26 protein-coding genes are annotated in these 26,475 nt (G+C 45.1%); 15 read left to right on the top strand and 11 right to left on the bottom strand.

Translation table 11 applies throughout. From position 1 onward, the window contains the following. Positions 1-140 precede the first annotated feature (140 nt). The 8 genes from ABIX36_RS24555 to ABIX36_RS24520 all read right to left on the bottom strand — a co-directional run bounded on the left by ABIX36_RS24555 (position 141) and on the right by ABIX36_RS24520 (position 7,833). A complete protein-coding gene (locus tag ABIX36_RS24555; protein WP_348084812.1) occupies positions 141-1,847 on the bottom strand; it encodes a GMC family oxidoreductase in 1,707 nt (568 codons plus the stop codon). Between the two features lies 1 nt (position 1,848). Then, positions 1,849-2,409: a gluconate 2-dehydrogenase subunit 3 family protein gene (locus tag ABIX36_RS24550; protein ID WP_348084811.1), complete on the bottom strand. Its 561-nt coding sequence runs from the start codon at positions 2,407-2,409 to the stop codon at positions 1,849-1,851. Positions 2,410-2,519: 110 nt separating this feature from the next. Continuing rightward, positions 2,520-3,434 carry a TIM barrel protein gene (locus ABIX36_RS24545; protein WP_348084810.1) on the bottom strand — a complete coding sequence of 305 codons (915 nt, stop codon included), beginning with the start codon at positions 3,432-3,434 and terminating at the stop codon, positions 2,520-2,522. A gap of 13 nt (positions 3,435-3,447) precedes the next feature. Then, positions 3,448-4,983 carry a hypothetical protein gene (locus ABIX36_RS24540; protein WP_348084809.1) on the bottom strand — a complete coding sequence of 512 codons (1,536 nt, stop codon included), beginning with the start codon at positions 4,981-4,983 and terminating at the stop codon, positions 3,448-3,450. Between the two features lie 172 nt (positions 4,984-5,155). After that, a complete protein-coding gene (locus ABIX36_RS24535) occupies positions 5,156-5,809 on the bottom strand; it encodes a hypothetical protein (protein WP_348084808.1) in 654 nt (217 codons plus the stop codon). 173 nt (positions 5,810-5,982) lie between these two features. Beyond that, complete coding sequence (locus tag ABIX36_RS24530; RefSeq protein ID WP_348084807.1) at positions 5,983-6,324, bottom strand: hypothetical protein; 342 nt, start codon at positions 6,322-6,324, stop codon at positions 5,983-5,985. 99 nt (positions 6,325-6,423) lie between these two features. Beyond that, complete coding sequence (locus ABIX36_RS24525) at positions 6,424-6,630, bottom strand: hypothetical protein (protein WP_348084806.1); 207 nt, start codon at positions 6,628-6,630, stop codon at positions 6,424-6,426. A 123-nt stretch (positions 6,631-6,753) separates the two neighbouring features. Next, positions 6,754-7,833 carry a fatty acid desaturase gene (locus ABIX36_RS24520; RefSeq protein WP_348084805.1) on the bottom strand — a complete coding sequence of 360 codons (1,080 nt, stop codon included), beginning with the start codon at positions 7,831-7,833 and terminating at the stop codon, positions 6,754-6,756. A gap of 222 nt (positions 7,834-8,055) precedes the next feature. Between ABIX36_RS24520 and ABIX36_RS24515 the strand changes: the two genes are divergently transcribed. The 4 genes from ABIX36_RS24515 (at position 8,056) to ABIX36_RS24500 (ending at position 13,107) form a co-directional block, all read left to right on the top strand. Further along, positions 8,056-10,863 (top strand): TonB-dependent receptor, encoded by a 2,808-nt coding sequence (locus ABIX36_RS24515; RefSeq protein ID WP_348084804.1) that lies wholly within the window; start codon positions 8,056-8,058, stop codon positions 10,861-10,863. Between the two features lie 352 nt (positions 10,864-11,215). Next, the gene (locus ABIX36_RS24510) at positions 11,216-11,632 is read left to right on the top strand and encodes a PH domain-containing protein (protein ID WP_348084803.1); all 417 of its coding nucleotides are present in this window, start codon (positions 11,216-11,218) and stop codon (positions 11,630-11,632) included. A gap of 31 nt (positions 11,633-11,663) precedes the next feature. Then, the gene (locus ABIX36_RS24505) at positions 11,664-12,398 is read left to right on the top strand and encodes a hypothetical protein (RefSeq protein ID WP_348084802.1); all 735 of its coding nucleotides are present in this window, start codon (positions 11,664-11,666) and stop codon (positions 12,396-12,398) included. Between the two features lie 10 nt (positions 12,399-12,408). Continuing rightward, positions 12,409-13,107 carry a hypothetical protein gene (locus ABIX36_RS24500; RefSeq protein WP_348084801.1) on the top strand — a complete coding sequence of 233 codons (699 nt, stop codon included), beginning with the start codon at positions 12,409-12,411 and terminating at the stop codon, positions 13,105-13,107. A 92-nt stretch (positions 13,108-13,199) separates the two neighbouring features. Here ABIX36_RS24500 and ABIX36_RS24495 read toward each other — a convergent pair whose 3' ends face one another. Then, a complete protein-coding gene (locus ABIX36_RS24495) occupies positions 13,200-13,700 on the bottom strand; it encodes a peptidylprolyl isomerase (protein ID WP_348084800.1) in 501 nt (166 codons plus the stop codon). Between the two features lie 131 nt (positions 13,701-13,831). Then, a complete protein-coding gene (locus ABIX36_RS24490) occupies positions 13,832-15,853 on the bottom strand; it encodes a thioredoxin domain-containing protein (RefSeq protein WP_348084799.1) in 2,022 nt (673 codons plus the stop codon). A 170-nt stretch (positions 15,854-16,023) separates the two neighbouring features. Between ABIX36_RS24490 and ABIX36_RS24485 the strand changes: the two genes are divergently transcribed. The 7 genes from ABIX36_RS24485 to ABIX36_RS24455 all read left to right on the top strand — a co-directional run bounded on the left by ABIX36_RS24485 (position 16,024) and on the right by ABIX36_RS24455 (position 23,857). Then, the gene (locus ABIX36_RS24485; protein WP_348084798.1) at positions 16,024-16,947 is read left to right on the top strand and encodes a hypothetical protein; all 924 of its coding nucleotides are present in this window, start codon (positions 16,024-16,026) and stop codon (positions 16,945-16,947) included. Positions 16,948-17,192: 245 nt separating this feature from the next. Further along, on the top strand, positions 17,193-17,594 hold the full coding sequence (locus ABIX36_RS24480; protein ID WP_348084797.1) for a hypothetical protein: 402 nt from the start codon (positions 17,193-17,195) through the stop codon (positions 17,592-17,594). A 13-nt stretch (positions 17,595-17,607) separates the two neighbouring features. Next, the gene (locus ABIX36_RS24475) at positions 17,608-17,922 is read left to right on the top strand and encodes a DUF6660 family protein (RefSeq protein ID WP_348084796.1); all 315 of its coding nucleotides are present in this window, start codon (positions 17,608-17,610) and stop codon (positions 17,920-17,922) included. A gap of 56 nt (positions 17,923-17,978) precedes the next feature. Continuing rightward, positions 17,979-20,165, top strand: coding sequence for a TonB-dependent receptor (locus ABIX36_RS24470; protein WP_348084795.1), 2,187 nt, complete (start codon positions 17,979-17,981; stop codon positions 20,163-20,165). Between the two features lie 344 nt (positions 20,166-20,509). Continuing rightward, positions 20,510-22,810, top strand: a complete 2,301-nt coding sequence (locus ABIX36_RS24465; protein ID WP_348084794.1) for a UvrD-helicase domain-containing protein — start codon at positions 20,510-20,512, stop codon at positions 22,808-22,810. Between the two features lie 156 nt (positions 22,811-22,966). After that, positions 22,967-23,338, top strand: coding sequence for a helix-turn-helix transcriptional regulator (locus ABIX36_RS24460; protein WP_348084793.1), 372 nt, complete (start codon positions 22,967-22,969; stop codon positions 23,336-23,338). A 225-nt stretch (positions 23,339-23,563) separates the two neighbouring features. Beyond that, entirely contained in the window at positions 23,564-23,857 is a 294-nt protein-coding gene (locus ABIX36_RS24455) for a hypothetical protein (protein WP_348084792.1), read from the top strand. Between the two features lie 13 nt (positions 23,858-23,870). Here ABIX36_RS24455 and ABIX36_RS24450 read toward each other — a convergent pair whose 3' ends face one another. Then, a complete protein-coding gene (locus ABIX36_RS24450) occupies positions 23,871-25,310 on the bottom strand; it encodes a tetratricopeptide repeat protein (protein WP_348084791.1) in 1,440 nt (479 codons plus the stop codon). Positions 25,311-25,641: 331 nt separating this feature from the next. Here ABIX36_RS24450 and ABIX36_RS24445 point away from each other — a divergent pair, with 331 nt between their 5' ends. The 4 genes from ABIX36_RS24445 to ABIX36_RS24430 all read left to right on the top strand — a co-directional run bounded on the left by ABIX36_RS24445 (position 25,642) and on the right by ABIX36_RS24430 (position 26,468). Beyond that, positions 25,642-25,782 (top strand): hypothetical protein, encoded by a 141-nt coding sequence (locus ABIX36_RS24445; RefSeq protein ID WP_348084790.1) that lies wholly within the window; start codon positions 25,642-25,644, stop codon positions 25,780-25,782. 28 nt (positions 25,783-25,810) lie between these two features. After that, positions 25,811-25,954, top strand: coding sequence for a hypothetical protein (locus tag ABIX36_RS24440; RefSeq protein WP_348084789.1), 144 nt, complete (start codon positions 25,811-25,813; stop codon positions 25,952-25,954). Between the two features lie 63 nt (positions 25,955-26,017). Beyond that, positions 26,018-26,209: a hypothetical protein gene (locus tag ABIX36_RS24435; protein ID WP_348084788.1), complete on the top strand. Its 192-nt coding sequence runs from the start codon at positions 26,018-26,020 to the stop codon at positions 26,207-26,209. A gap of 67 nt (positions 26,210-26,276) precedes the next feature. Next, the gene (locus ABIX36_RS24430) at positions 26,277-26,468 is read left to right on the top strand and encodes a hypothetical protein (RefSeq protein ID WP_348084787.1); all 192 of its coding nucleotides are present in this window, start codon (positions 26,277-26,279) and stop codon (positions 26,466-26,468) included. The last annotated feature ends 7 nt before the right edge of the window (positions 26,469-26,475 follow it).

Genomic DNA, 26,475 nt, shown 5'->3' with positions numbered 1-26,475 from the left:
TAATGTAGGCATAATAATTATTTTTCAAATATTTTTTCATTGTGTTTTTTATACACATTGCCCCCCAACCCCCTGAAGGGGGAGCTTTTGAAAAGCTTGTTTATCCCGCAGCCCCATTTGAACAAAATTCTGCTCCCCCTTTAGGGGGTTGGGGGGCTAACCCAATGGTCTACCGCGCGTGCGGCGAAGGCCATGTAGGTTAACGATGGGTTTTGGCATGAGGTTGAGGTCATGCTGGCGCCATCGGTTACGTATACATTTTGGCAGGCGTGCAGGCGGTGCCATTTATCAAGCATCGATGTTTTTGGATCGACACCCATGCGCACGCCGCCCATTTCGTGGATATCCAGGCCCGGTGCCCGGTTATCTGTTGATGCCTTAATATTGGTGAAACCCGCAGAGGTGAACATCTCTGTCATCTGCTCCACGTAGTCCTTCTTCATTTTGGCATCATTGTCGTCATACTCCACAGCGATTTTTAACAATGGGATGCCCCACTGGTCTTTCTGGCTTTTATCCAGCGCTACATAATTGCTTTCCTTCGGGATGGTTTCGCCCATCATGTGCGAGCCAACTTTCCAGCCGCTGAGGTTATCGTTCACTAAATTCTTTTTCAGGTCCTCGCCAACACCGTCGCTGCTGGTTTCGCGGTAGCGGTAGGCGCTAAAGCCTGCCGCGTAGCCACGTAAAAAGTCAGTTTCTTGCTTATACACATTACGGAAACGCGGAATGTAACCGCCCCCTGCAGGGTTACGGCCATCGGTTGTCCATTCTTTATCGCCATCCCAATCGGCATTAATATGTGCCGAATAATTATGGAAGGCCACGTATTTACCCAATGTACCGCTATCGTTACCCAAACCATTAGGAAAACGGCTCGATGTGGAATTTAGCAACACCAGGTTACTATTTAATGCTGCCGCGTTTAAAAAGATCACATCGGCATAATATTCTATGGCTTCTTTGGTATTTGTATCGATAACGCGCACACCGATTGCTTTCCCCAGCTTTTCGTCATACATAATGGATTCTACTACCGAAAACGGACGTAAGGTTACGTGCCCCGATTTTAATGCCCATGGAATAGTAGACGAGTTGGCGCTGAAGTAGCCGCCGAACGGGCAGCCACGCTGGCAAAGGGTGCGTTTTTGGCATTGCGCCCTCCCCTGGTCGAAATGGATCTGGTTGGGTTTTGATAAGTGGGCGCAACGCGCACTGATCACATGTCTGTTTTGGTAATGTTGTTTTACGTGTTTGCTGAAACGCTGCTCCACCGCGTTCAACGGGAAAGCGGGTAAAAATTCACCATCGGGTAACTCAGCAATGCCATCGCGATTACCGGAGATACCCGCGAATTTTTCTACATGGCTGTACCATGGCGCAATATCTTTATAACGGATAGGCCAATCCACTGCGAAACCATCGCGTGCCGGGCCGTCAAAGTCAAAATCGCTCCAGCGCTGGGTTTGCCTCGCCCAAAGCAGTGATTTACCGCCCACCTGGTATCCGCGGATCCAGTCGAACGGTTTTTCCTGTACGTAAGGGTGCTCCTTGTCTTTCACAAAAAAGTGCATGGCATCCTCGCCAAAAGCATAGCAGCGGTTCACAATAGGGTTTGCTTCGCGAATTTCGGCAGTTACCTGGCCGTGGTGCGCAAACTCCCATGGGTACATATTGGTAGTGGGGTAATCCTTATTATGCTTTGCATCGCGGCCGCGCTCCAGTACCAAAGTTTTAAGGCCTTTATCGCCCAGTTCTTTGGCCGCCCATCCGCCGCTCATGCCCGAGCCTATTACAATGGCATCAAACGTGCGCTCGCTTTTACTATCTATATTAAAATTAGCCATGTTATACTGCCGCTTTCTTTTTTACCGGGAACATGGCGTTATACCTGCCCGGTACCAATTCATAAACTATTTGTTCGGTCATAAAATATTTGGAGGTGGTGTATCCAAATACCGTTTGGCCCTTTACCGTCCAATAAAAACCGTTCGCTTTCGCGTCCTTATCCTTATTGTTAGGGTCCTTACTTTGTTTTTCTATATCGTTGGCAAAAGCGGTGCGCTCTGCTGCGGTAATTTCGTTGAAAGATTTGCCGTACTTTTTATCAACGGCATCGCCAAACTCTTTTAAACCGGCAATAAACTCGTCCTGTCCTTTTTGATCGAAACAGTCGTCTATCATTTTAAAAACGAAGAGGTTTATGCCAAGGTCTTTGGCGCCGGGGGTATTGGTGTTGGGGAGGATGGTCTCGGTAAGGTTATTTACCAGGTTTTCCTGTTCGGCATCAAGCTTAAGGTGCTTTAGCGCTATAACGGGTTTACCTTTATTATCATGAAGGCAGGAGGGCAAAACTGCCGCGCTGCCCAGGATCAAAGCCATGTTGCGGATCGCTATCCGCCTGTTCATTTGATAGTTCAAAGTTCTGAATGATTTAGTTTATGCATACATAACGGGATATTGTGCTCAAACAATATCCCGTTATTGGTAAATGAAGCTGAAAGGTATGCTTTAAAGCGTTAATAACCCCATTTTTTCATGGTTTGTAAATCAATTTTTACAGAGTCGATAGGATCCATGCCTTGGTACGACTCCTGTTCGATGATGAGATGTGTGGTGCCACCAATTTTTTTTGCTGCTTTCAGCACATCTTTTACGGGCAATACGCCCAGCCCAAGTACGCAACTCTCGTAGCCGGTGCCTTCGTTAGGGTGCTCGGCGCTTTTTATCTCATCCTTTACGTGCATCGATTCGAAACGGCCCGGGTATTTTTTGATGATAGAGATAGCGTCGTTCTCGCGGCCATACATATTGCCAATATCAAGTTGCTGGGCCACTAAAGACTGATCGGTATGCTGCATAATATAATCGAACAGGCGCATATCGCCCACCATGGTGGTAAATTCAAAATCGTGGTTGTGGTAACCAAATTTCATCCCCGATTTTTTGCACAGTTCGCCGCTTTTGTTAAACTGCTCCATGGTGCGGTCGAGGGCGCTTTTATCGGTACGCACCGCGGTATCCATCCATGGGCTTATCACATACTTTTGGCCCATATAGGCTGCATCTTCCACTGTCCATTTCCAGGCATCGGTAAAATCGTTTTTGGCGGCATCCCAGTGTTGGGTGGTCATCACGGTGTGTCCGCTCGGCATAACCAGGCTCAGGTCGTCCAATATTTTTTTAAATTCCTTAGCGGTCCAGCCGTAAAATTTGCGGTTTGTGTAGCTGGCGTGCTCTACCTGCACGTAACCCATATCGGCCAGTTTTTTCAGGGTACCGGCAGGGTCGGTGCGCATCAGGTCGCGTACCGAGTATAGCTGCAAGCCAACACGCTGGATTTTACCCGCAGCGAAAACGCTATCGGGCAGTAAAGCGGCGGCGGTTACTGCCATGGCGCTGTTTTTCAAGAAACTTCTGCGGGATGAATTCATAATATTTTGAGATTTAGTTTTTTGCTATTGGGAACACAGGAAATAACAGGTCTGAATTGCTTACAAAGGCGATGTGTTTACTATCCGGCGACCATGATGGTGTATTGATAGTACCCTGCCCGCCATATAAATAGGCTACCACTTTTGATGGGCCACCGGCAGCCGGCATTACACGGATGTAAACGTGTTTGTAAAAAGGATGGTCGCCCGGGGCAACTTCGCTTTTCAGGAAGGTGATATAAACTATCCACTTGCCGTCGGGCGAGATATGCGGAAACCAGTTGTTATAATCATCATTGGTAATCTGCGTTTGGTTGGTACCATCGGCATCCATCCGCCAAACCTGCATTAAACCGGTGCGTACAGAATTAAAGTAGATGTATTTGCCATCGGGTGTGTACTCGGGGCCATCATCCAAACCTTTGGTATCAGTAAGCCTTTCTTCGGGGCCGCCATTTGATGGGATGCGGTACACATCGTACTCTCCTTTACGCTCACCGCAAAACACCAGGAATTTACCATCGGGCGACCAGCCGTGCATATAGCTTGCGCCAACGCCTTTTGTGGTCACCGCTTTGGCCGTGCCGCCACCAATAGGTACGGTATAACCGATAGACGGGCCGCCATCGCCACTGCTGATGGTAAGCATTTTACCATCGAAAGATATGACGTGATCGTTATTGTTGTTTTTGGCAGGGTTGGTATTTAGGGCAACCGGCGTACTTGTCGCCAAATTGAATTTATAGAGTGTACCATCGCTGTTATATATTAAGGATTTGCCGTCGTTCATCCAGTTCGGTGCCTGTAACGATTTTGGCGACTGGTAAACTACACGGCTGTTCTGCGTGTTCATATCCAGCAGTTCGATGGCGCTGCCGAGGTATTTTTTATAGGGAACAAGATCCGCAGGTGCCGGGGTGATAATGCGGACGTTGCTGTATAATACTTTTTCAACCTTATCGGCATTGTGCGCGCAGGCGTAAACACCTACATACACCTCATCGCCAAGATCAAGATCAACTTTTTGCTCGGGGGCAAATACATCACCCTTTTTTGCTACCGACATATAATAGGTACTGCCTTTTCTTTCGAGTTGTACTACATCCGCAGAGATAACGGCTGTTCTGTCCTCTGCAGTTTGGCCGCCGGTTACTTTGCGGTACTGCATAGACGTAACGCCCATGCCATGTACCATTACGTTTACCTGTGCCGAATTTGTCTCGAGATTCTTGCGAACCATCAAACCAAATTTACGGTTAGGCTCATCGCCGGCCAGGAAAGCACCGTTGGTGCGCAGGATAAAATCACCTTTTACTTTCTTCCACACAAAGTGAAACTCATCATGATCGTACCACATATCGGCACCAGAGCCGGTGACTTCGTACTGCTGGGTTTTTACATCGTAGGCAACAGTGCCTTTATGCTTGATCACACCGATGTCGGTGTGCCCGTCGAAGATCCCTAAAGATGGAGATTGTGCATAAGTGGCGCAACAAAACAGCATGGCAAGAAACGCAGCTGCTGAATAACAGGTTAATTTTTTCGACATTAAATTTTAGGTTAGCAATAATTGGGTTTACTAAGTTATATATTCATTTGTAAAAAATCCATCTAAAAAATTGCTTTTAAACAAAAAAAGGGCGTTTTAGCGCCCCTGTGTGTACTTTTTATGTTACGTTGTTAAAATAATATTATGATTGGTTAAATGTAACACCTATCTGCTACTTGCCGGGTTTGCCCGCTGTGATTTTAACCTTGCTAAAAACCGCTTTCTCCACCACATCTGCATTGTGCGAACAAACAAAGATCCCTACGTACACTTCGTCTCCCAGTTTAAGGTCTATCTTTTCTTTGGGGCCAAAAGCACCGCCTTTATGCGCTACCGACATGATAAAAGTATTGCCCCTGCGCTCCAGTTGAATTACATCCGCAAAGGTTTGTTCTGATTTTTGTTCTTCGGTAACCGCGCCGGTTGTTTTGCGGTATTGGAGCGAAGTAAGCCCGTCGCCATGGACCACCGCGTTTATATGGGGGCTATTACCATCTAATGATTTGCGCACCATCAAGCCAAACTTGCGGTGCAGCTCGGTGCCCTTGCCAATAAAAGCCGCGTTAGTGCGGATGGTGAAATCGCCTTTTAGCTGCTTCCACACAAATTGGAACTCATCGGTATTGGCCCAGATATTGGTACCCGAGCCGCTAACGAGGTATTGATGATTTTTGGCATTGTATTTAACGTTGCCCTTATTTTTAACCGGGCCGACATCGCTGTGCCCATCAAAAATGCCTATGGATTGTGTTTGTGAGTAACCATTACCGGCAAAGAGCACAGCTGCCAGCACTATGGTAAAAAAACGCGTTAGTTTCTTGTACATCAGAATAAAGGGTTAACTATAATTGGTTTACTAAGGTATATATTCATTTGTAAAAATCCTCGGTTAAAAACGGCGTTTAAATAAAAAAGAGGCCTTTAAAGGCCTCTCTGTGTACTTTTTATGTTACACGGTAAAATAGTACCATGTTTTGTTATATGAGTATATTGGGTAGCTTACTTATATGTTTTCTGATAAGTGAGCTTCACCTTTGTAAAGGCAACCTTCTTTATTTTATCGGGCACATGCGAGCAGACGAACAGGCCGAGGTATACCTCATCGCCCAGGTCAAGGTCTATCTTTTTTGCGGGGCCAAAGGGCTGGCCTTTATGCGATACGCGCATGGTGTAGGTTTTGCCTTTGCGCTGCAGTACCAATACATCGGCGGTCAATACATCAGTACGCTGCTCGTAGGTAGAATCGGCGGCCATCTTTCGCCACTGCAATGATGTGAGTTTATTGCCATGCATAACAATGTTCACCTGCGCCGAATTACCATCAAGGCTTTTACGTGCCATCAACCCAAACTTGCCATACATATGTGTATCACTGCCGATGAACGCGCCGTTTGCCCTGAGCGTGAAATTGCCCTTAACCTTCTTCTATACAAATGCAGTTCATCCGTAGTAAAAAACACATCGGCACCCGAACCGCTTACTATACTGTTTTGCTTTGGCGTTGTAGTTTACACCGCCCTTTAGCTTTACGGGGCCAACTTCAGATTGCCCATCAAAAATGCCCAGTGGCTTTACCTGCGCGTAGGAACTAATAGCTAAAAATAAGATTAATGCAAAGGTAAGCGGGAAGATTGCTCTACGGCGCATCGGAGTTATTGGTTAATTGGTATGCCAAGTTAATTAATCGTTTTAATTAGCGGCGATAATTTTGGTAAACAAAAAAGGAGCGTTTTCGCGCTCCTTATATTTCGTATTACTCTATTATCGATACTAATCTGTAACTAATATCTGTTTGCCGGTTTTCGGGCAATAAACAGGTTCGGTCTTCACTTTTACAAAAGGTGTTATATATTCCTTGATGAATTGCGCTTTAGAATCTTTATATTGGCTTACCGCTCCTATCATGCTCATGAATTTGATGTAATAGAACGCGGTATCAACCTGGTGCGGCTTAAAGCCAGAGCGTGCGCTCTTTGGGAAAAGATGGTGGTTATTATGCCATTCGCCGGCAACAAAGCCCGGCCAAAGCTGGTTAACCGACATATCCTTACGGTTATGGTCTACCCCGTCGCGGCGTTTGTCTTCGCCTTTGCCGTGGCCTTCGTAGTTAAAGGTACGTACGCCAACAGCCCAAAAGCCTGCGGCACCAAAGATAGCACAGCCTAAAGCTACACCACCTATTAAATAAAATATGGTGAACCAAAACGCCCAGTTGGCAATAACGCCTACAACCGCGTGAAAAGGATTGGCAACCGAACCCCATTTTTGGTACTGCGCGTAGGTGTTTACCGATACGCCTGTATGTTTCATTAAAGTAACACAGCGCTGGTATTCTTTCTCGTTCATGTTACGGTTGATAGGCTGATGGTTTGCATCGGCCAAAAAACAGTAAAGGAAACCACCCTGCGCGTTATATGGATCGCCGGGCTGATCAGATAAAGCGTGGTGCACGTGGTGCGATATCGCGTAGATCTCTTCCGGAATAATTTTAAGGGTAAGGTTTTGGGTAAAGAAGCGCCAAAAGTTATTTTTGAACTTATATGCGCCGTGGGTGCAATACCTATGGTACCAAATGGTGCCATGGGTACCCATTACAACCATGCTGTATAGGAAGGCTATAATTAGGCCTTTGATAGAAAAGTATTTAAAGATGAACAACATCAGGAATACTGATAGTGTTAATACCATCATCCAGCTCATGAAAGAAAGCCAGTTCTTTTTGGTTTTGAAGATGTTAAGCCTCGAAAAAAATTCTCTTAGTATTTGGCCCTGGGTAGGTTTAGAAAGGTTGCCATTTTCGTCCTTCCAGCCGTAGGAAGGTTGTTCTAATACATTATGGATGAATGCCATTAGGATCGGGAGGTTAGTTTATCAATTAGTTTATAAATATAACATGGGGACGACTAAAGATACGTAAAAGTTTTGGATTACGTTTCATAAACCGTTAAAAAAATTAAGAAATAATTAAATTTATAATTAAATCGCTGCCCTATTGCAACATTTGTATGACATTGGCATTACAATTAAACTTCTCGATACTTTAACCGTCATTAGCGCAGTTATCCCACTGCTATGAGAAAATTCGCCCCTTTGTTACTCATCACCTTTATGCTTTTCACAAAAGCTTTTGCCCAGCAGCCGCCACGCGCGGTTAGTGGTACTTTAACAGACAGCCTTGGCGTGGTACCGGGGATGACGGTGAAGTTAACCTCGGATAAAGACAGTATGCTGGTAGCCAGCGATGCCAAAGGCGCGTTCAGTTTCGGGGCGGTGTTTTCTAAGAATTTTAAAATTACCATCACCGGCTTAGGCTACCAGCCCATTAGCCGCAAGTACATGATGGACGATGGCAAAACCGCTATCCGGTTAGATCCTATTAAGCTTACCGTACAAACCAATGCATTGGGCCAGGTGACTATTACAGCCGCTATAGTCCCCATTGTTATTAAAGAAGATACCGTAGAATATAAGGCCGCAGCTTATCCCGTTCGGGCGGGCTCCACGGTAGATGAGGTGATCAAAAAACTCCCTGGTGTATCCGTAGATAAGGATGGTAACGTTACTGCGCAGGGCAAGCAGATAACTAAAGTGCGCGTAAACGGCAAAAACTACTTTAGCGGCGATGTGCAAACCGCTACCCAAAACCTGCCTGCCGATATTGTAGAGAACATCCAAATTATTGACGATTATGGCGACCAGGCCAACCTCACCGGCATCAAAACCGGCGACCCGGAGAAGATCCTGAACATCACCATACAAAAGGGCAAACGCGTGGGCAAATTTGGGCAAGGCACCGTAGGGGCCGGTAACGATGGCCGGTACCTGGCGCGGTTCTCTGCCAATGCCTTTAAAGAGGATGAGCAACTGGCGCTTATCGGCACCCTAAATAATACCAACACCAACTCGTTCAACCTGGGTGCAGGCGGTGGCGGCGGTGGCCGTGCCGGCCGGAGCGGAGGAGGCGGTGTAGCAGCAGGCGGCGGCGTTAGCACGGCCAACGGTATCACCACCAACCGTTCGCTTGGTTTTAACTACCGCAACGAATGGGGCAAGAAAATAAGTGCCTACGGTAGCTACAGTTTTGCCAATCGGGACAAGCTGAGCAGTACCACATCGCAAACGCAGAGTCAGTTTCAGTCGGGCGCTATATTAAGCAACGACAACAGCAACGACAAAACACATAATATAAACCACCGGTTCGATTTTAATATTGAATACCGGATAGATACGCTGAACTACCTGAAGATAAACCCCAGCTTCAGCTACAATTCATCGAACAATAACAGTACAGATGCTTTCAGTAATACCCGTAACGATACCACTGTTACCGGCAACGAACTCGCTTTAACCAATTCTACTGCACCCAGCGGGGGCATTAGTGTACTGTATAACCATAAGTTTGCCAAAAAGGGTCGTAACTTCAGCATCAATACCAGCCTTAATTACAGCAAGAATACGCAGGACCTTAATGACCAATATATCACAGAACAGGCGGGTGTAACTACACCGCTGTTCCAGCAGATCAACACCAACAATAGCTCAAATCGCTACAACATCGCTCTATCCTACACCGAGCCATTGGGCAAAGGCAATTTTTTGGAGGCCAACTACAACCACAACTACAGCAATACCGATAACAACCGCCTTAATTATAATATAGACCCGACCACACTGGCACAAACCTATGTAGACTCGCTCAGCACCTTATATAACTATCAGTTCATCACCAACCGTTTCGGGCTGAACCTGCGCGGCGTAAAAACAAAGTATAACTACACCGTTGGGCTTGCGGTACAACCGGCCTCCCTTAACGGCGAATCGCATAATTTCAGCACCACTACGCATACCTTTAATTATATTCCAACGGCAAGGTTTATCTACAATTTTAAACGCAACCATTCGCTGGCCATCAACTACACGGGCAGCAACAATCAGCCAAGCTTTACACAGTTGCAGTTACAGCCCGATTTTAGCAACCCGCAAAACCGCATCTATGGTAACCCCGATCTGAAGCCCGAGTTCAGCAACAACATCAGCCTGCGGTACAATCAGTTTGATATCACCAGCGGTAATTCGCTGTTCACCAACCTGTCGTTCAATTCTACGCAGGATAAAATTGTGACCAACAGCAAACCAATCACAGTAACAACAACTACCACCAGCACAACGCGCAATAACACCGTGCAGGAAACCCGTTATATAAATACAGATGGCTTTTACTCGGCCAGCGGTAACTATGCTTATTCCAAACCCTTTGCCAACCGTAAGTTTACCGTTACGCTAAACGGAGGCGCCAACTTCAACAACAATATCAGCTATCTTAATGACGAGCGCAACATTGGCAAAAACTGGGTATTTAACCAGGGCGCCCGAATCCGCATAGATATAGACAGCCTGATGGATACTGAAGTAAGCGGTAATTACAGTATCAATACCACCAATTACAGCCTGCCATCATTCATCAGCACCGATGCCAAAACCTGGACGCTGGGACTGGACGGCCGCAACTACTTTTTTAAGAACTGGATACTGGGTTACAACCTCACCCAAACCCTTAACAAAGGCTTTAGCAGCACCGTTAAGGCCAACCCTACCCTCCTGAGCACTTATGTAGAATACCAGTTTTTAAAGGGCAATATCGGCGCGCTGCGTTTCCAGGCCTATGACCTGTTTAACCAAAACACCGGCGTAACCCGCAGCGTAAGCGGCAACCAGATCATAGACACCCGCACCAACCGTTTGGGCCGTTATTTTATGCTGACGTTTGCCTTGCGCCTGCAAAAGTTTGCTGGAAGCGCCGGGCGTAACCGCCAGGGCGGTGGTGGTGGCAGGCGGGCCAGTGGTGAAGGCGGCGGCGGTGGCGGCGGCAGGCCGGATTAAACAATTTGCTAAGGAGGCACCTACGGAGCCAAAAACTCTCGGATTTTTTTCTATAAACAGGGGGCTCCGCTGGAGCCGAATTAGGTAGCATTTATGAACGCTTCGTTAGAAGCATACTGTTTATAGCCAGTTCAAAAAAGGCTTGTTCCGTCGGTGCCGAATTACGCAGCATCTATAGAACGCTCCGTCAGGAGCATCCAGTTTATAGCACAAAACAACAATGGGCTGGCTCCGTAGGTGCCTGCAAATGTACCTGCCGTTCCTGGATACTGATGCTCATTCATCATCGCTCTTGCGTACGACTTCTGTCACGAACAACAATCGACATATGTTTTTTTACTATTTTTAGCCCATGTTAAACCATGAGCAAAAATTCCCGTCGAAGAGAGGATTTGTTATTTATATCCCCCTGATAATTTTGGCTATTGTTGAGGCTGGCTACATTGCCGGTGGGATGTATATTGGCGCTGTGTTGGTGCTGGCGGTGATGTCGGCCATGTTTTTTCCGGTGTTCTTTAATACGTATTATGCTATCAGTGCTGAGAGCACTTTGAGGGTAAAATGCGGCATGTTCTTTAACACTAAGTTGGCCATTAGCAGTATCATTAGGATAGAAAACACGCGGACCGTGTTAAGCGCCCCTGCCCTATCTACCGACAGGATAGAAATATTTTATAATAAGTTCGATTCGGTGATCATTTCGCCGGAGGATAAAGCCGCGTTTGTGGCCGAATTACAAAAGATAAACCCGGGTATCCGGTATCAATAACAACGCTAACCTGAACCAGTAAAATTCACCTATGCGGAAGAATATTATTATGAATAAGGCAGCAACTTTGCTAAAAAAGAGCATCGCGATTATTGCCTTTTTAGCGATCTTGCAGGTTTGCCATGCGCAACCCCTCCGCGAGAAAACAAACCGGCTTACAGATTCGGTAAGTGAAGTATACCACGTTTTGACGACTAATAAATATGTTAAACACGGGCTGTACCAGGCACTGTTTCAACATTTCCAGCCGATAGCAACCGGCATGTACGAGAACGATAAAAAGGCAGGTATCTGGCGTTTTTACGACCCAACAGGCAAACTGATGCAAACATACGATTACAGCACCCGCCTTGCCAGTTTCGAGGCGCCCGAAGATACCACATCCAACCTGCGCTACCTGCTCGACAGGGAACTTCGCCCGGGCGATAAGGTTACCAAACCCATTAAAACAGGCGGCCGCTATTTTGGCTATTTAAACTACCTGCGGCTTTTTAACCTGCCCGAAGCCTACCAAGGGCACCCCGAAGTGGAATTGAACGAAGTTAAAACCACCGTGGAACTATTAATTAGCCCGGGAGGGCGACTGGCAGATTATAAGGTACACATTAATAACGGCGCACAGGATAACGTAATAAAGATGAATACTAATCTGCCCGACGAGGAAGACAGGGTATTTACGCCCGCAACGCTAAACGGCGAGCCAGTAGCCTGCCGCATCATTATCCGCGCGTATATAACCGAAAACGGGCACCTCGATTTTTATTAACAGTACTACAATGAGGCTAAAAAACTATATCATACTACTTGCTTGTGTGCTGGCCGTCAATACAGCCACAGCACAGGAAACTTCCAAAAAAACAAACCGCCTTACCGATTCGGTAACGGAGGTGTACAACGTTTTAAAAGTTAATAAAAATATTAAACAGGGCTTGTACCAGGCCGTTTACCAGGAAAATATCCCGGTGGCTACGGGCATGTACGATAATGACAAAAGAGTTGGAACATGGCGCTTTTTCGACCCCAAAGGAAAGCTGATGGAAACTTACGATTACAGCAACGGCAAATTAGGCTTTGAAGCACCGGAGACCGAGGTATCAAACCTTCGTTATTTCGCAGATATTGAAATAGACTCTGCCGATGTAGTAAACAAGCCTGTCAAAATTGGCGGCAGGTATTTTGGCTACTTGCCCTATGTGCAGCTTTTTAAGTTACCAAAGGATATATGGGATATAGACCGCAACAAGTACATAGCGCAGGTAGAATTGCTGATAAGTCCGCTGGGCAGGCTTGCCTACTATTGGGTGCATATTACAGGCTATAATTACGACAGGACCATAAAGATGAGCCTCAACCTGCCCAACGAAGATGATAAAATTTTCAAACCCGCCACCAAAAACGGCGAGCCCGTAGCCTGCCGCATCATCATCCGCGCCCGCATTACCGAATATGGCAACCTCGATTTTTTAGCGAAATAAAAAAGCGCGCAACAAAATGCTGCGCGCCTGAACTATACTTTCAAACTGTCGGGTTCAAACTTTCGATTTTGAACTTTTTACTTTAAACTTTGTTAATGGGCGTGATGGCCATCCGGGCCGTGTGCATGGCCGTGAGAAAGCTCTTCGGGCGTTGCAGGGCGAACGTTTAATATCTCACCTTTAAAGTGCAGTTCCTGGCCGGCCATAGGGTGGTTGAGATCTACAATTACCGAATCTTCGGTAACCGATACTACCTGGCCCTGGAAACGGTTGCCGTTATTATCCTGCAAAGGCAATACTTCCCCAATTTGCGGCACATCGGCACCCTGGAACATTTCTTTTGGCAAATTAGCTACTGCTTCTTCGTCAAATTCGCCGTAGCCTTCTGCTGCCACGATACGGAAATCATAAGTATCACCGGTTGATAAGGTGCTTAAGTTCTCTTCAAATTTTGGGATCATCTGGCCAGCGCCAAACAAAAAAGTTAATGGCTGCTCTTGTGTAGCGCTTTCTGCCAGCCCTTCGCTGCCATCTTCTTGTTTAACATACAAATCGTATGTTAATGATACTACGTGTTGTGGTTCAATTTTCATTATGATGATTATTCGTTAACGATTCTTAAGTTGAAAGTATAAAGTTTAAGGTTGAAAGCTAAAAGCTTCTTATTTTACCTTCGACTTTAAACTTTTTACTTTCCACTTTAAACTTTCTCTTAATAAAGGAATCAGTTATTTATTTGTTTTACCGCATCCGCCGTATTATCCACCGGCAGGCTGCAGGTTTTATCCTTACAGATGTAGATGCGGGTATTGCTTTCAAACTTATCCGTCAGCAAAGGTAATGTTCCTTTTTTACCGCCCAATATTATTTTATTGGGGATGTAGTTTTGTTCCAATTCTTTACGCAGGCTTCCATAATTATCGCCGGTGATGGCAACTTCGTAGGTGCCAAAGATCTCATCCAGCAAGAGAGCGGTCCAGTTACCGTAGGCGGTACTGTATTTGGCCAAATGCGGCACAATGTTGCGCAGCATTTGCGCCGAGATCTCGTGGTAGTCCTCCTGATCGAAAAACAGCCCCAGCTTTTTAAGGTTACGCGCCATTACCGAGTTTGAGGCGGGTATTACCCCATCCATAATTTCCGATTTACGGGCGATGAGGTGCTGATCGTCATCCGCGGTGTAATAAAACATGCCGAGGTGTTTATCGTAATAATGCAGGATGGCGTAATCGGCAATACCTTTGGCAGTAATGAGCCAGTGCTCATCGAAGGTCACCTCGTATAGGGCTATCAGTGCATCTGTAATGTTGGCGTAATCGTCCAAAAAGGTAGCTATCGGTTCATGGTCGCCATTGGGCAATAGTACCGGTTCTTTAAATACCCGCAGCAGTTTATCGCCGGAGAGCATCTTATTGGTCAGAAAATTGGCATTCTTCAAAGCCAATTCCAAATAGGCGGGTTCATCAAAAGCGCGGTAAGCTTCGCAAAGCCCTTTCAGCATCAGGCCGTTCCAGGAGGCTAATATTTTGTTATCCAGCCCCGGGCGGATACGTTTGCTCCTTGCTTCAAAAACCCTTTTGCGCGAGGCGTTGATGCGACTCAGCATATCATCTACCTGCAAACCCAGTATCGCGGCCATTTCCGCATCGCCTTCTCTGCGGAAGAAAACGTTGGAATGTTCCTCTTCCCAGTTACCGGCATCGGTAACGTGGTAGTAAATGCAAAACAGGTCCGCCTCATCGCCCAGCATCTCCTCAATTTCGGCTTTGGTAAATATATAGAACTTGCCCTCTTTGCCTTCGCTATCGGCATCCAGTGCCGAATAAAAACCAAACTCGGGCGAGGTAAGTTCGCGCTTTACAAAGCTGATAATTTCATCAGCGATGGTTTTATACAATGGATCCGGGTGCCAGGTATGGGCCTCAGCGTACAGGCTGAGCAGCTGGCCATTATCGTACAGCATTTTTTCGAAGTGCGGCACATGCCACACACCATCCACCGCGTAGCGAGCAAAGCCTCCGCCAATATGGTCGTATATGCCACCGAAGGCCATTTTGTTTAAGGTTAGTTTGGCCAGTTCGGCCACATTTTCATCCTGCATTAAATGGGCATAGCGGATCAAAAACAGCCAGTTATTGGGCATCGGGAATTTGGGTGCCCCGCCTAAGCCGCCTTCCTCCTCATCAAAATAGCGTTTCCAGGTTTTCAGGATCGGCTCAAAATCAGCCTTGCTGTATTCGGGCTGCTCCTGTACAAAGGCTACGGATTCGTATTGTTTAATACCATCGGTTAAGCGCACGGCGTAATCTTCGGCTTCTTCGGGCTTGGTTTTGTAAAAATCAGCGAGGTTAAATAGCAGGCTCGTCCAGTCGTTCTTGCGGAAGTAGGTGCCGCCGTAAATGGGCCTTTGGTCGGGCAGGCAGATGCAGTTGAGCGGCCAGCCTCCCCTGCCGCTCATCAGTTGCACGGCGCTCATGTAAATCTGGTCAACATCCGGGCGTTCCTCCCTATCTACCTTAATGCACACAAAATACTCATTCATCACGGCCGCCACGGCCTCGTCCTCAAAGCTTTCGTGCTCCATCACATGGCACCAATGACACGCCGAGTAACCGATGCTAACGAGGATCAGTTTATTCTCCTCTTTGGCTTTCTGTAATGCTTCCGCTCCCCAGGGGTACCAGTTAACGGGGTTATTGGCGTGTTGTAATAAATACGGGGAGGTGGAATTGGCGAGGCGATTCATATGAGGTGGCAGATGTTTGTGCAAAGATAATAGGCTGGGTGGGGAATTGTCTCAAGAATATGCAAATCAATAGAGGTCGGCAATATTTACTATTTGAATAATGCACTTTATATATGTATGTGGTAAATTTTAACAATATAAAGTTCTATTGAATTTTCTAACTTTAGAGCATGAGTGATTATTTGCCGATAATTGGTGCTTTTTGTGTGGGCTTGGCGGCCATATATCAAAATAAAATTAAAGCAAAATTTTCAGAAAGCTGGCTTAACTGGCTATTGATAATTTTTTTATTAATCTCTACTTGTTGGTCTTTTTATTCTAAAAACCAAGACAATGGTAAACTGGCAAAAGCTGAAAGGCAATCACGGAAAGATTCGTTGCAGTTGCAAAAAAACTTTAAAGGGATTCAAGATAGTTTAGAAACTAAGAATAAAGAACTTACTTTAAAAACAGACCAGCTAAGAGATCAATTGGATAGACGTACCGAGGATCTCGCCGACAAGTTAAAAAATGCGGGAAATGATTTTGTCCGAAATATTAAAAAATCTTCAGACGAAGTGAAAAATCAATTATCTGACGAAAAAAGATATGCTTTTCTTTACTTAACCACAATAGGCTATAATCATTACGCTTGGCAAGTTGTCAATCCTTTTCGCGAACCCGTTTTTATGACTTCTCTAATAAAAGTTAATTACGATGAATTAATGAATTGCAAAAATGAATTAAGAACGGGAGGAGTCAAGATAGATGCCAGATGCTTTTTGAATGCTACTCAGGGAGATACAACAGTAGATGGTAGTACCCGAGTTGTTGCATACGGCGGATACTATGACCACAATTTAACGTTTGACAGAAGCCAAGGTTTACATCGCATAGAAGTGCAATATAAGTTACGAAACCGTGTTTATTTTCAACAAATTGTCTATGAATTTGGCCCAGATAGAGGTCTACACCAGTCAACCAGGTTAATAACAAATCAATCGCCTTTTAAAATTATTCTATTAAAAAAGAGTGCAGACATAAATTTTAATAGAAAAATCAATTTTGACAAACTCTTTCCCTTGCCTATGGAACGAACATATTACGGTATTTGACCCAACTACTATGGAACGTCACAGATAGGCGAAATGAATAAAATATTTAGCTGGCTAATTGGTATTGCGTTTGGGGTGGGTCTTTTTTTATTGTTTCAAATTCCAATAATTCCCATATCATTACTAATCATATCAATGATAGCAATTCCCTTAAGTTGGTACTAATACATTAAAGAAATCATAAAAAAGCAAGAAGCTATAATTGGGTTACTTGCAACCTCCTATTTAATTATTTTGTTATCCACATGCCCAACCTCACCAAACTCAAATACGCCCGGCTGATTATGCTGCTGGCCGCCATCTACAATATCTTTTGGGGATTGGTGATCTCGGCGTACCCGCAAATATTGCTATTCGGCAACCCGCCTACCGATTTCCTGCTTATTATTCTACGTTGCGTGGGTATGCTGGTTGGCGTTTATGGTATTGCCTATTACTTCGCGTCGCGCGATCCGGTGGCCTACTGGCCGCTGATATTGGTAGGCTGGATAGGCAAACTGCTGGGGCCTATCGGGTCGGTTTATTACATTGTGCTGGGCAAGCTTTCGCCCGCCTTTTTTTGGGTAAATGTGTGGAACGATATTATCTGGCTGTTGCCCTTTGGCTGGATAATTTATATGGCGGTAAAGAAAAGGTTGCCCAATTAGCTATATTTGCCTCGTGAAATTTCTTTGCATCCTTTTTTCGGTATATGTGCTACTGCTTTCGGTAAGGCCCTGCTGTGCCGACGACTGTATTGCAAAATCCATCAGCAAAAAAGAAATAGCGGGCCAAAACTCAAAACCCGGTAACGACTGCCAGGGTTGCTCTCCATTCTTTTCCTGCGGTACTTGTGTCGGTTTCACGCTTGCCAAACCGGTTGTAAATGTCGGGCGCACCGCAACCGAAATTACCGTCGAGCATAATTCCACGTATAAACAGCCCGCGCTAAAGCCGGTGATGCTTTCTATCTGGCAACCGCCTCAGATAAGTTAATACAGCAAAAAAGCCATAAAGGCTATCATCGTATTAATTTAACACCAACATTTTCCATGAAAAAATTCATCGTGCTCATCGCAGCACTGCTTTATACTGCTACAGCTTATTCGCAACATACCTTTAAAGCTACTATTAAAGATGCCAAAACAGGGCAGTCGCTGGTTGGTGCTACCGTCCTGCTGCAAGGTGCCGGAAAAGGCGCGGCGTCAGATACATCAGGGCTGATTATGATACCCAATATCCCGAACGGGAAGCAGGTTTTTGTATTCCGTTACATCGGCTATCAAACGTTTACCGATACTTTAGATTTCCCGCTTTTACAAACAGAGCCGCTGATCATCTCGCTAACTCCCCAGGGTAAAGGCGACGGTGAGGAACTGGAAGAAGTAGTGATAGGCGCTACCCGCAGCAGCCGCACTATCGCCAATATCCCCACTCGTTTAGAGGTGATAGCCGGGGAAGAGATAGACGAGAAAGGCAATATGAAACCCGGCGACATCCGTATGATACTGGCCGAAAGTACCGGCATCCAGACACAGCAAACATCGGCTACCAGCGGTAATGCCAGCATCCGCATCCAGGGGCTCGACGGCAAATACACGCAAATTATCCGCGATGGCTTCCCGCTTTACTCCGGCTTTTCGGGCGGGTTAGGGCTGCTGCAAATTGCCCCGTTAGATCTGAAACAGGTGGAGGTGATCAAAGGCTCCTCCTCTACCCTGTACGGCGGCGGTGCCATTGCCGGGCTGGTTAACCTGGTATCAAAAGCACCAACAAACGAACGGCAGCTGAGCTTTTTACTCAACGGCACCTCGGCCCGGGGACTGGATGCAAGCGGGTTTTATGCCGAAAAATTCAAAAAAACAGGGCTTACCGTTTACGCGGCTTACAACCACGGTGCGCCATACGATCCGGCAGATATCGATCTCACCGCCATCCCCAAGTACAACCGCTTTACCCTTAACCCCAAATTGTTCCTTTACCTCAATGATAAAACGGATCTTAACATCGGCATCAACAGCACTATGGAGAACCGCATAGGCGGCGACCTGCACTACATTGAGGGCAATGGCGACGCGCAGCATACGTATTTCGAGGAAAATAAAACAAGCCGCCACAGCAGCCAGGCAACCCTGAATACCCGGCTGAACGGAAAGGAAACGCTGCAGTTTAAAAACAGCGTCAGCTATTTTAACCGCACCATCAACCTGCCCGATTATACTTTTGCCGGCGTACAGCTTTCCACCTACAGCGAAGCCAACTACACCTATAAAAGCGCCAAAACCGACTGGGTGGCCGGCATCAATTACCTCAGCGATAACTTCAGCGAGGATAAAACCAGCAACTTTGCCCTGCGCAGTTACAACTACAAAACCATTGGCGCTTTTGTGCAGAATACCTGGGATCTCAGCGATAAATTCATCCTCGAATCGGGTTTACGGGGCGATCATCACAACCAATATGGCTTCTTTTTTCTGCCAAGGATCTCGGGTTTGTGGAAGATAAGTCCGCAGGTTTCTACCCGTCTCGGCGGCGGACTGGGCTACAAAGCACCAAACGTTTTTACCGAAGATGCCGAACGCATCCAGTTTCGCAATGTGTTGCCGATAGACGTAGCCAACACCCGGGCCGAGCGCTCCTACGGTGCCAACTATGATATTAATTACCGCACCGGCTTGTTCAATAATCAGGTAAGCTTCAGCATCAACCAGTTATTTTTTTATACACGTGTTGAGCATCCCATCCTGCTTACTGCGTTGCCAAACGGCAACCTGCGATACCAGCAGCCCCCCGGCGACCTCAACACCAAGGGAACCGAAACCAACGTGAAGCTTACTTATAACAATTTTAAGCTATTTATGGGGTATACCTTTGCCCATGTTACGCAGCATACAGGCAACAACATCAGCACCTATCCGCTGGTATCAAAACACCGGCTTAATAACGTCTTACTGTTTGAGATTCCCGAAAAATTGAAAATAGGTTTGGAGGCTTATTATTTTAGTCCGCAATTGCTAAACGATGGCAAAACGGGCAAAAGTTACTGGACCACCGGGCTGATGGCCGAGAAAATATGGGAACGGTTTTCGCTCTTTATCAACTTTGAAAACCTGACGGATACCCGGCAAACCAAATTTGATACTATTTATACGGGCACAGTTACCAACCCGGTTTTTAGGGATATATACGCCCCGCTGGATGGCTTTGTGGTAAATGGAGGGATAAAGGTGAGATTGTAATTTTAGGAGGCGCCTACGGAGCCCAGATAATACTCTCTAATTTTCTATAAACCGGTGGCTCCGCTGGAGCCTAAGTGCTAAAATTGTTACGCTCCTGTAGGAGCACCCTGTTTATGGCACTAATGAGAAGATCTTTTTGGCTTTGTAGGTGCCCCCTGTTCAGTATAGTGGCCATTTGACTAATCCGATCATCGCCCCACTGCTCGTTGGGAGGTTGAAGCGGCCATCTCTACCTTGCTGGTTTACTCCCCTTGATGGAAAACTGTGCAAAACCTTTAACCTTTCGCCTTTTAGCTTTCGCCTCAATTAGTTAATTTCGCCTTTTAAGAAAAGAGGAACAGGATTTGGATTATTTAGCTGGGCTTAACCCCGAACAAAAGGCCGCCGTACTGCAAATTAAAGGCCCGGTGATGATCATCGCCGGCGCAGGCTCGGGCAAAACACGCGTTATTACTTACCGGGTTGCCCACCTCATCCGCAGCGGGGTAGATTCGTTTAACATACTGGTACTTACCTTTACCAACAAGGCCGCCCGCGAAATGCGCGAACGGATCAACCATATTTGCGGCCCCGAAGCCAAAAATATCTGGATGGGTACTTTTCACTCGGTTTTTGCTAAAATCTTACGTGTTGAAGCGCACAAACTCGGCTATCCAAGTAATTTCACGATTTACGATTCAGATGATACAAAAAGTGTAATCAGAGCTATTGTAAGGGAAATGAATCTGGACGATAAATTATATAGTGCAAACATTGTTTATAATAGAATTTCGGCTGCAAAAAGCAGTTTAGTAACTTGGCAGGCCTATCAAGGTAACGACCAAATTCAAGCTGATGATATTGGTACCGGCCGACCTTTACTCGGTAAAATTTATGAAAACTATGTAAATCGTTGTTTTCGAGCAGGCGCAATGGATTTTGATGATTTGATTTTTAAAACAAATGAATTATTAAGAGACCACGCTGATGCACGAAATAAATACCAGCAAAAGTTTAAATATATCATGGTTGATGAGTACCAGGATACAAACGTTTCACAATATAGTATTGTAAAGCGCCTTGCAGCGGTAAACGAGAACATTTGCGTGGTGGGCGATGACGCGCAAAGTATTTATGCATTCCGTGGCGCCAATATCCAAAACATCCTTGACTTTGAAAAGGATTACCCGGACCTGAATATATTTAAGCTGGAGCAAAACTACCGCTCTACACAAAATATTGTAAATGTTGCCAACAGCATAATTTCAAACAATAAAAAGCAGCTGAAGAAAAACGTTTTCTCGGAGAAAGAGACGGGTGATAAAATCAAAATCATGCGCGCTTTCAGCGATAATGAGGAAGGTAAAATGGTAGCCGATTCCATTATGCAAGATCGAAGCTCCAACGGAATGAAATGGCATGATTTCGCCATCCTGTACCGTACCAACGCGCAATCACGTTCCATGGAGGAAGCGCTGCGTAAGCTCAACATCCCGTATAAAATATACGGGGGCTTATCCTTTTATCAGCGTAAAGAGATCAAAGATCTGATCGCCTACTTCCGCCTCACCTTTAATCCCAATGACGAGGAAGCGCTCAAGCGTGTTATCAATTACCCAAAACGTGGTATTGGCGATACAACGCTGGATAAAATAATTGTTGCTGCAGATCAGCATCAAACCACACCGTTCGAGATAATTCTTCAGCCCTCAAAATATATTGACGGAAAACTCTCTCCGTCACTGCAAAACTTTGCGTCTATGATACAAAGTTTTCAGGTATTGGCTAAAAGCCAAAGCGCCTATGATGCCGCGCTATATATCGCTCAGCATTCGGGCTTATTAAAAGACCTGTACAACGATAAATCGGTAGAGGGCGTCAATCGGTACGAAAATATCCAGGAGCTATTGAACGGTATCAAAGAATTCTCCGACAGAGAAGATATTGAAGAAAAAGGCCTCGATATCTTCATGCAAGACATTGCCCTTTTAACCAACGACGATAACGATAAAAACAAAGATGCCGATACGGTATCGCTCATGACCATCCACTCCTCCAAAGGGCTGGAGTTTCCGCAGGTGTTTGTGGTTGGATTAGAGGAAAACCTATTCCCCTCTCAAATGTCGCTCAACTCGCGTGCCGACCTGGAGGAAGAACGCCGCCTGTTTTACGTGGCGGTTACCCGCGCCGAACGAAAATTGAACATCAGCTATGCAACCTCGCGTTTCAAGTTCGGCACACGCATCAATTGCGAGCCAAGTCGTTTTTTAGATGAGATTGATGCCAAATACCTCGAGCTGGATTTCTCGGCGAAACCGGCGGCCTCAAGCTCGTTTTTTGATGATGAGCGTAACGCCTGGAGCCGCAAAGATACCAACACTAAAACCGACGCTTATAAACCGAAGCCGGCAAGTAACCCGCCGCCAGCAAAAACAACATCAATACTGGCCAAGGCGCATGTGGTATCCAACGATTTTAAAATATCCGATACCTCCAACCTACAGGTGGGGATGCAGGTAGAGCACGAACGCTTTGGCTTTGGCAAGGTAATTAACCTGGAAGGAAACAAGCCGGATGTTAAAGCAACAATTTTCTTTAAGGAAATCGGGCAGAAACAATTGTTGCTAAAATTCGCTAAACTGAGTATCATAAACGGGATAGAGTAACCTTTTTTCCCATAGTTTGTAGAAGTAATTCCACAACTTTTTTCATGCATGCTTAACATTGTGTTAACACCACGCGTTGAGGGCACTTTTTAATTAATGGCATTGGGTTTGGTTAGTAGTTAATACCCTTTTCCCTTTAATTAATTTTTTATGTACATGATGAGCGAAACTATAAAGAAGAAGACAAACAAATCGGCAGGTAAAAACATCCGCACTTTACGCCACGAACGTAGCTGGAGCCAGGAAGATGTTGCAACCCGTTTAGGGATTTCCATCCCTGCCTTTTCAAAAATTGAAACCGGTGTTACCGATATCAATTTATCCAGGCTGGAGCAGATAGCCAACATTTTTGAAGTAAGCGTGGTAAACCTGCTTTCGTTAGAATATGTTGAGGAGCCAAGCAACCAGGATGTAAGCCTTAACATTATCCAGAAAAAACTACTGGATAGAGAAACCGAAATTACCAACCTGCAGCGTAAGGTAATTTTGCTTTATGAAGAACTGCTAAGCAAGAACCACGTTTCGTAAAAAACCAAGCCCTTGCCTTTACATAACTGTTTGGTAAACAAAACAGTTACTTTTTTATAGACAGTATTTTAATTTCACTTTATTTAAATAAATTAAGCAGAACTTAATGAATTTAAACGAGGTGAAATTTTTGCGTTTATTTAGGAACTCTTATGTAAACCGGTCGCTCGCTTAGGTAATTGGACATATAATTGTAATAGACATAGCGTAACCAAAAGAAAGCGTATGTCTAACTACATGATATCTATAGCGAACACCGATGCTTTAAAAACGGGCACCATCCACGATTCGCGCAGCAAACTAAAAGTGAAAGCGTTTGACATGCTGCGCTCGAAGTTTAAACCCCGTAAAGGCGAAATGAGTTTTTTTGTAACAGCCGGTAACCAAACCCTTGCGTTTGAAACCGAGGGTTATCAAAGGCACAGGCAACTGCTTATTTTACAAATGATATCGAGATACTGTGTTTATTTGGGCCTTTTAGAGGCGCAGATCCATAGTTCATGGCCTGCTTTAAGCTAATTCCCCGCTTAGCTTAAAATACGGTTTTACCGGTATCGTTAAGCATTTCGCTCATCTCGATGATCTTCTGATCGATATCTGATACGCATTTATCCATCATTTTGATGCATTCCTTTTCATCAACCAAGCCTTCTTTCTCCAGGTTCATTAAGCCGCGTAGGGTAGCTATTGGCCCCCGTATCTGGTGCGATAGGTAGGAAGAGTATTCTGAAAGTTTTCTGTTTTTTATCTGGAGATCTTTGGTGCGTTCGTCAATAATTTCTTCGAGGTGGTGATTCACCCGGTCGAGGTTGTCTTTTTGTTTGGATACCTCCCCGTTCAGTTCGGTAAGTTGCACATTGGTTTTTGCCTTGCGTTTTACATTCCCCACCAGCAGCGCTATCACTACCAGCAAAAGGCCTGCAACCACGGTTACGGCCCAAAACTTTATCCTGTCGTTTTGCTGGCGTAGGATGATGGCATCTTTCTCGCGCTGTGTAGCAGCCTGTTTATACTGCTCCTGCAGCATGTTTATCTGGGTAGACTCGTTAGAACTGTGGATCAGGCTATCCTGGCGGAAGATGAGCTGCAGGTAATACAGCGCCTGTTCATAATTCTTCCGTTTAGATTCCAGCTGATAAATGATATAATTATAATCGTTGGTCAGCTTATCGTCTTTTAATACCTTGGCGTAGGCCTGCCCTTCGGTAACAACACGGCTGGCATTATCAAACTTGCCCTGCGCTATGTAAAGCGCCGCAAGTGTAAGGTTTGTACTGGCCACGGGCTTGTTCAGGTCGCGTTCTTTACCGGCTTTGTTGGCGGCAAGCAACAGCTTTTCGGCCATCTCAAAATTATGCAGGTTGTAATAGATCACCCCCCTGTTTTGCAGCACCTGCACCAGGTTGATGGAGTCGCCAAGGGAAGAGAACATCACATTACTTTTATCATAATAGGTAAGCGCCTGGCTATAGCTTTTGTTGCGATAGTACACGTTGCCAATGTTCATATAAAGCGCGGCCTTTAGATCCTCGTCGTTTAGGTTTTGCGCTATGCTTAAAGCGGAGTTGAGGTATTCCAGCGCTTTATCTTTATTATTATCCAGGTAAAGGTTGCCTATGTTGTTGAGTACCTTGGCCTGGCTGCGCAGGTCGTTGATGCTTTTGAAAACATCAAGGGCCTTAAGGTAACTATCAATGGCCTTGCCGGCCTGGTTAAGGTAATAATTACCAATACCCATAACCCTGTAAGCCTCGCCTATGCCCCTGTTGTAATTTAGCTCCCGGGCAAGTGCCAGGGCCTTACCTGCAACTTCTATAGTTTGCTCGGGGCTGGTGTAGCGGTTGTCTAACGCTTGTTTAGTTAATTTTATAACCTCCGTAGTATCCCGGGCGTTAATAGCCGCGTGTACGGTATTAACGCTTACTGAACAACTAATAAGCAATACCGTTACAAGGGTATAAATTTTATTCATTTATGGCTCTATACGTTGAATTGTGGTGAAAGTTATAAAATAAATAGTAAGTATGGATGAATGTGTTAAATTTAGGAAAAAATGAGATAAAAAAAATTTAAATACTTTCTTGAAAATTAAAAAACATAAGTATATTTGTGTTGTTTAATTAATTGAACTACAATAAGTTATAAACTTAGTGTTACAAGATTGTTGTGAGAAAAAAGTTGCTATATCTGCCAATTTAAATTATAAACCACTGGTTACAAGTGCCAAAAACACGCTGTAGGCCCGCTAATAATTAACAATTGCCGCAGAGTTAATTTCAAATACCATTTAACCATTAATAAAAATGAGAAAGATCTGTCTTGCATTGCTTATCCTGTTATCCGGAATCATCACATCGTGCATAAAAAGCAGTACTGTCACGGCCATGGATGTTATGTTGAAACCATCTGTAGGGGTACGCAAGGATATTGGCACAGCAGATTAATTTATTTATTAACCAAACCATCACAAACATGAAAAAAATATTTATCGCAGCATTATTTTTAGCAACAGGCATCATTGTATCATGCACTAAAGAAATGACCCCTCAAATTGCTACAACTACCGTAGAACACAATACAGCGCCGTTCATCAAAGATATCGGCACCGCTGATTAAGCAGAAAACACCCCAAAGAATTAATAACACAAACAGATAACAAAACCCCTAAAAAATATAATCATGAAAAAAGTAATCGTAGCAGCAGCATTAATACTAACAACAGGCATCGTATCGGCATTTACTATGGCAACTCCGGTAAAACGCGATACCACTACTACCAAACCTGCTACTAAAAAAGACATTGGCCAGGCTGATACCAAAAAAGACATCGGACAGGCAGATACTAAAAAAGATATCGGCCAGGCTGACTAATTAATACCAATACCCAAAAGCGAATTAATCAACACACAAACAGATAACAACCCCAAAAAAATAGATCATGAAAAAAGTAATCGTAGCAGCAGCATTAATATTAACAACAGGCGTAGTATCAGCATTCACTATAACAACTCCGGTAAAACGCGATACCACTACCACCAAACCAGCTACTAAAAAAGACATTGGCCAGGCTGATACCAAAAAAGACATCGGACAGGCAGACACTAAAAAAGATATCGGTCAGGCTGACTAATTAATAC

Origin of the sequence: Mucilaginibacter sp., assembly GCF_039925265.1 — a bacterium.
Lineage (GTDB): Bacteria > Bacteroidota > Bacteroidia > Sphingobacteriales > Sphingobacteriaceae > Mucilaginibacter.
This window is presented reverse-complemented; position numbering and strand designations above follow the sequence as displayed.

Coding starts and splice junctions, on each gene's coding strand:
- ABIX36_RS24495 (WP_348084800.1), bottom strand. CDS start 13,700: ATGAAAATTGAACCACAACACGTAGTATCATTAACATACGATTTGTAT.
- ABIX36_RS24525 (WP_348084806.1), bottom strand. CDS start 6,630: ATGCGCCGTAGAGCAATCTTCCCGCTTACCTTTGCATTAATCTTATTT.
- ABIX36_RS24460 (WP_348084793.1), top strand. CDS start 22,967: ATGATGAGCGAAACTATAAAGAAGAAGACAAACAAATCGGCAGGTAAA.
- ABIX36_RS24455 (WP_348084792.1), top strand. CDS start 23,564: ATGTCTAACTACATGATATCTATAGCGAACACCGATGCTTTAAAAACG.
- ABIX36_RS24540 (WP_348084809.1), bottom strand. CDS start 4,983: ATGTCGAAAAAATTAACCTGTTATTCAGCAGCTGCGTTTCTTGCCATG.
- ABIX36_RS24550 (WP_348084811.1), bottom strand. CDS start 2,409: ATGAACAGGCGGATAGCGATCCGCAACATGGCTTTGATCCTGGGCAGC.
- ABIX36_RS24445 (WP_348084790.1), top strand. CDS start 25,642: ATGAGAAAGATCTGTCTTGCATTGCTTATCCTGTTATCCGGAATCATC.
- ABIX36_RS24470 (WP_348084795.1), top strand. CDS start 17,979: ATGAAAAAATTCATCGTGCTCATCGCAGCACTGCTTTATACTGCTACA.
- ABIX36_RS24510 (WP_348084803.1), top strand. CDS start 11,216: ATGTTAAACCATGAGCAAAAATTCCCGTCGAAGAGAGGATTTGTTATT.
- ABIX36_RS24440 (WP_348084789.1), top strand. CDS start 25,811: ATGAAAAAAATATTTATCGCAGCATTATTTTTAGCAACAGGCATCATT.
- ABIX36_RS24520 (WP_348084805.1), bottom strand. CDS start 7,833: ATGGCATTCATCCATAATGTATTAGAACAACCTTCCTACGGCTGGAAG.
- ABIX36_RS24490 (WP_348084799.1), bottom strand. CDS start 15,853: ATGAATCGCCTCGCCAATTCCACCTCCCCGTATTTATTACAACACGCC.
- ABIX36_RS24480 (WP_348084797.1), top strand. CDS start 17,193: ATGCCCAACCTCACCAAACTCAAATACGCCCGGCTGATTATGCTGCTG.
- ABIX36_RS24515 (WP_348084804.1), top strand. CDS start 8,056: ATGAGAAAATTCGCCCCTTTGTTACTCATCACCTTTATGCTTTTCACA.
- ABIX36_RS24545 (WP_348084810.1), bottom strand. CDS start 3,434: ATGAATTCATCCCGCAGAAGTTTCTTGAAAAACAGCGCCATGGCAGTA.
- ABIX36_RS24530 (WP_348084807.1), bottom strand. CDS start 6,324: ATGGCACGTAAAAGCCTTGATGGTAATTCGGCGCAGGTGAACATTGTT.
- ABIX36_RS24435 (WP_348084788.1), top strand. CDS start 26,018: ATGAAAAAAGTAATCGTAGCAGCAGCATTAATACTAACAACAGGCATC.
- ABIX36_RS24505 (WP_348084802.1), top strand. CDS start 11,664: ATGCGGAAGAATATTATTATGAATAAGGCAGCAACTTTGCTAAAAAAG.
- ABIX36_RS24450 (WP_348084791.1), bottom strand. CDS start 25,310: ATGAATAAAATTTATACCCTTGTAACGGTATTGCTTATTAGTTGTTCA.
- ABIX36_RS24500 (WP_348084801.1), top strand. CDS start 12,409: ATGAGGCTAAAAAACTATATCATACTACTTGCTTGTGTGCTGGCCGTC.
- ABIX36_RS24430 (WP_348084787.1), top strand. CDS start 26,277: ATGAAAAAAGTAATCGTAGCAGCAGCATTAATATTAACAACAGGCGTA.
- ABIX36_RS24555 (WP_348084812.1), bottom strand. CDS start 1,847: ATGGCTAATTTTAATATAGATAGTAAAAGCGAGCGCACGTTTGATGCC.
- ABIX36_RS24535 (WP_348084808.1), bottom strand. CDS start 5,809: ATGTACAAGAAACTAACGCGTTTTTTTACCATAGTGCTGGCAGCTGTG.
- ABIX36_RS24485 (WP_348084798.1), top strand. CDS start 16,024: ATGAGTGATTATTTGCCGATAATTGGTGCTTTTTGTGTGGGCTTGGCG.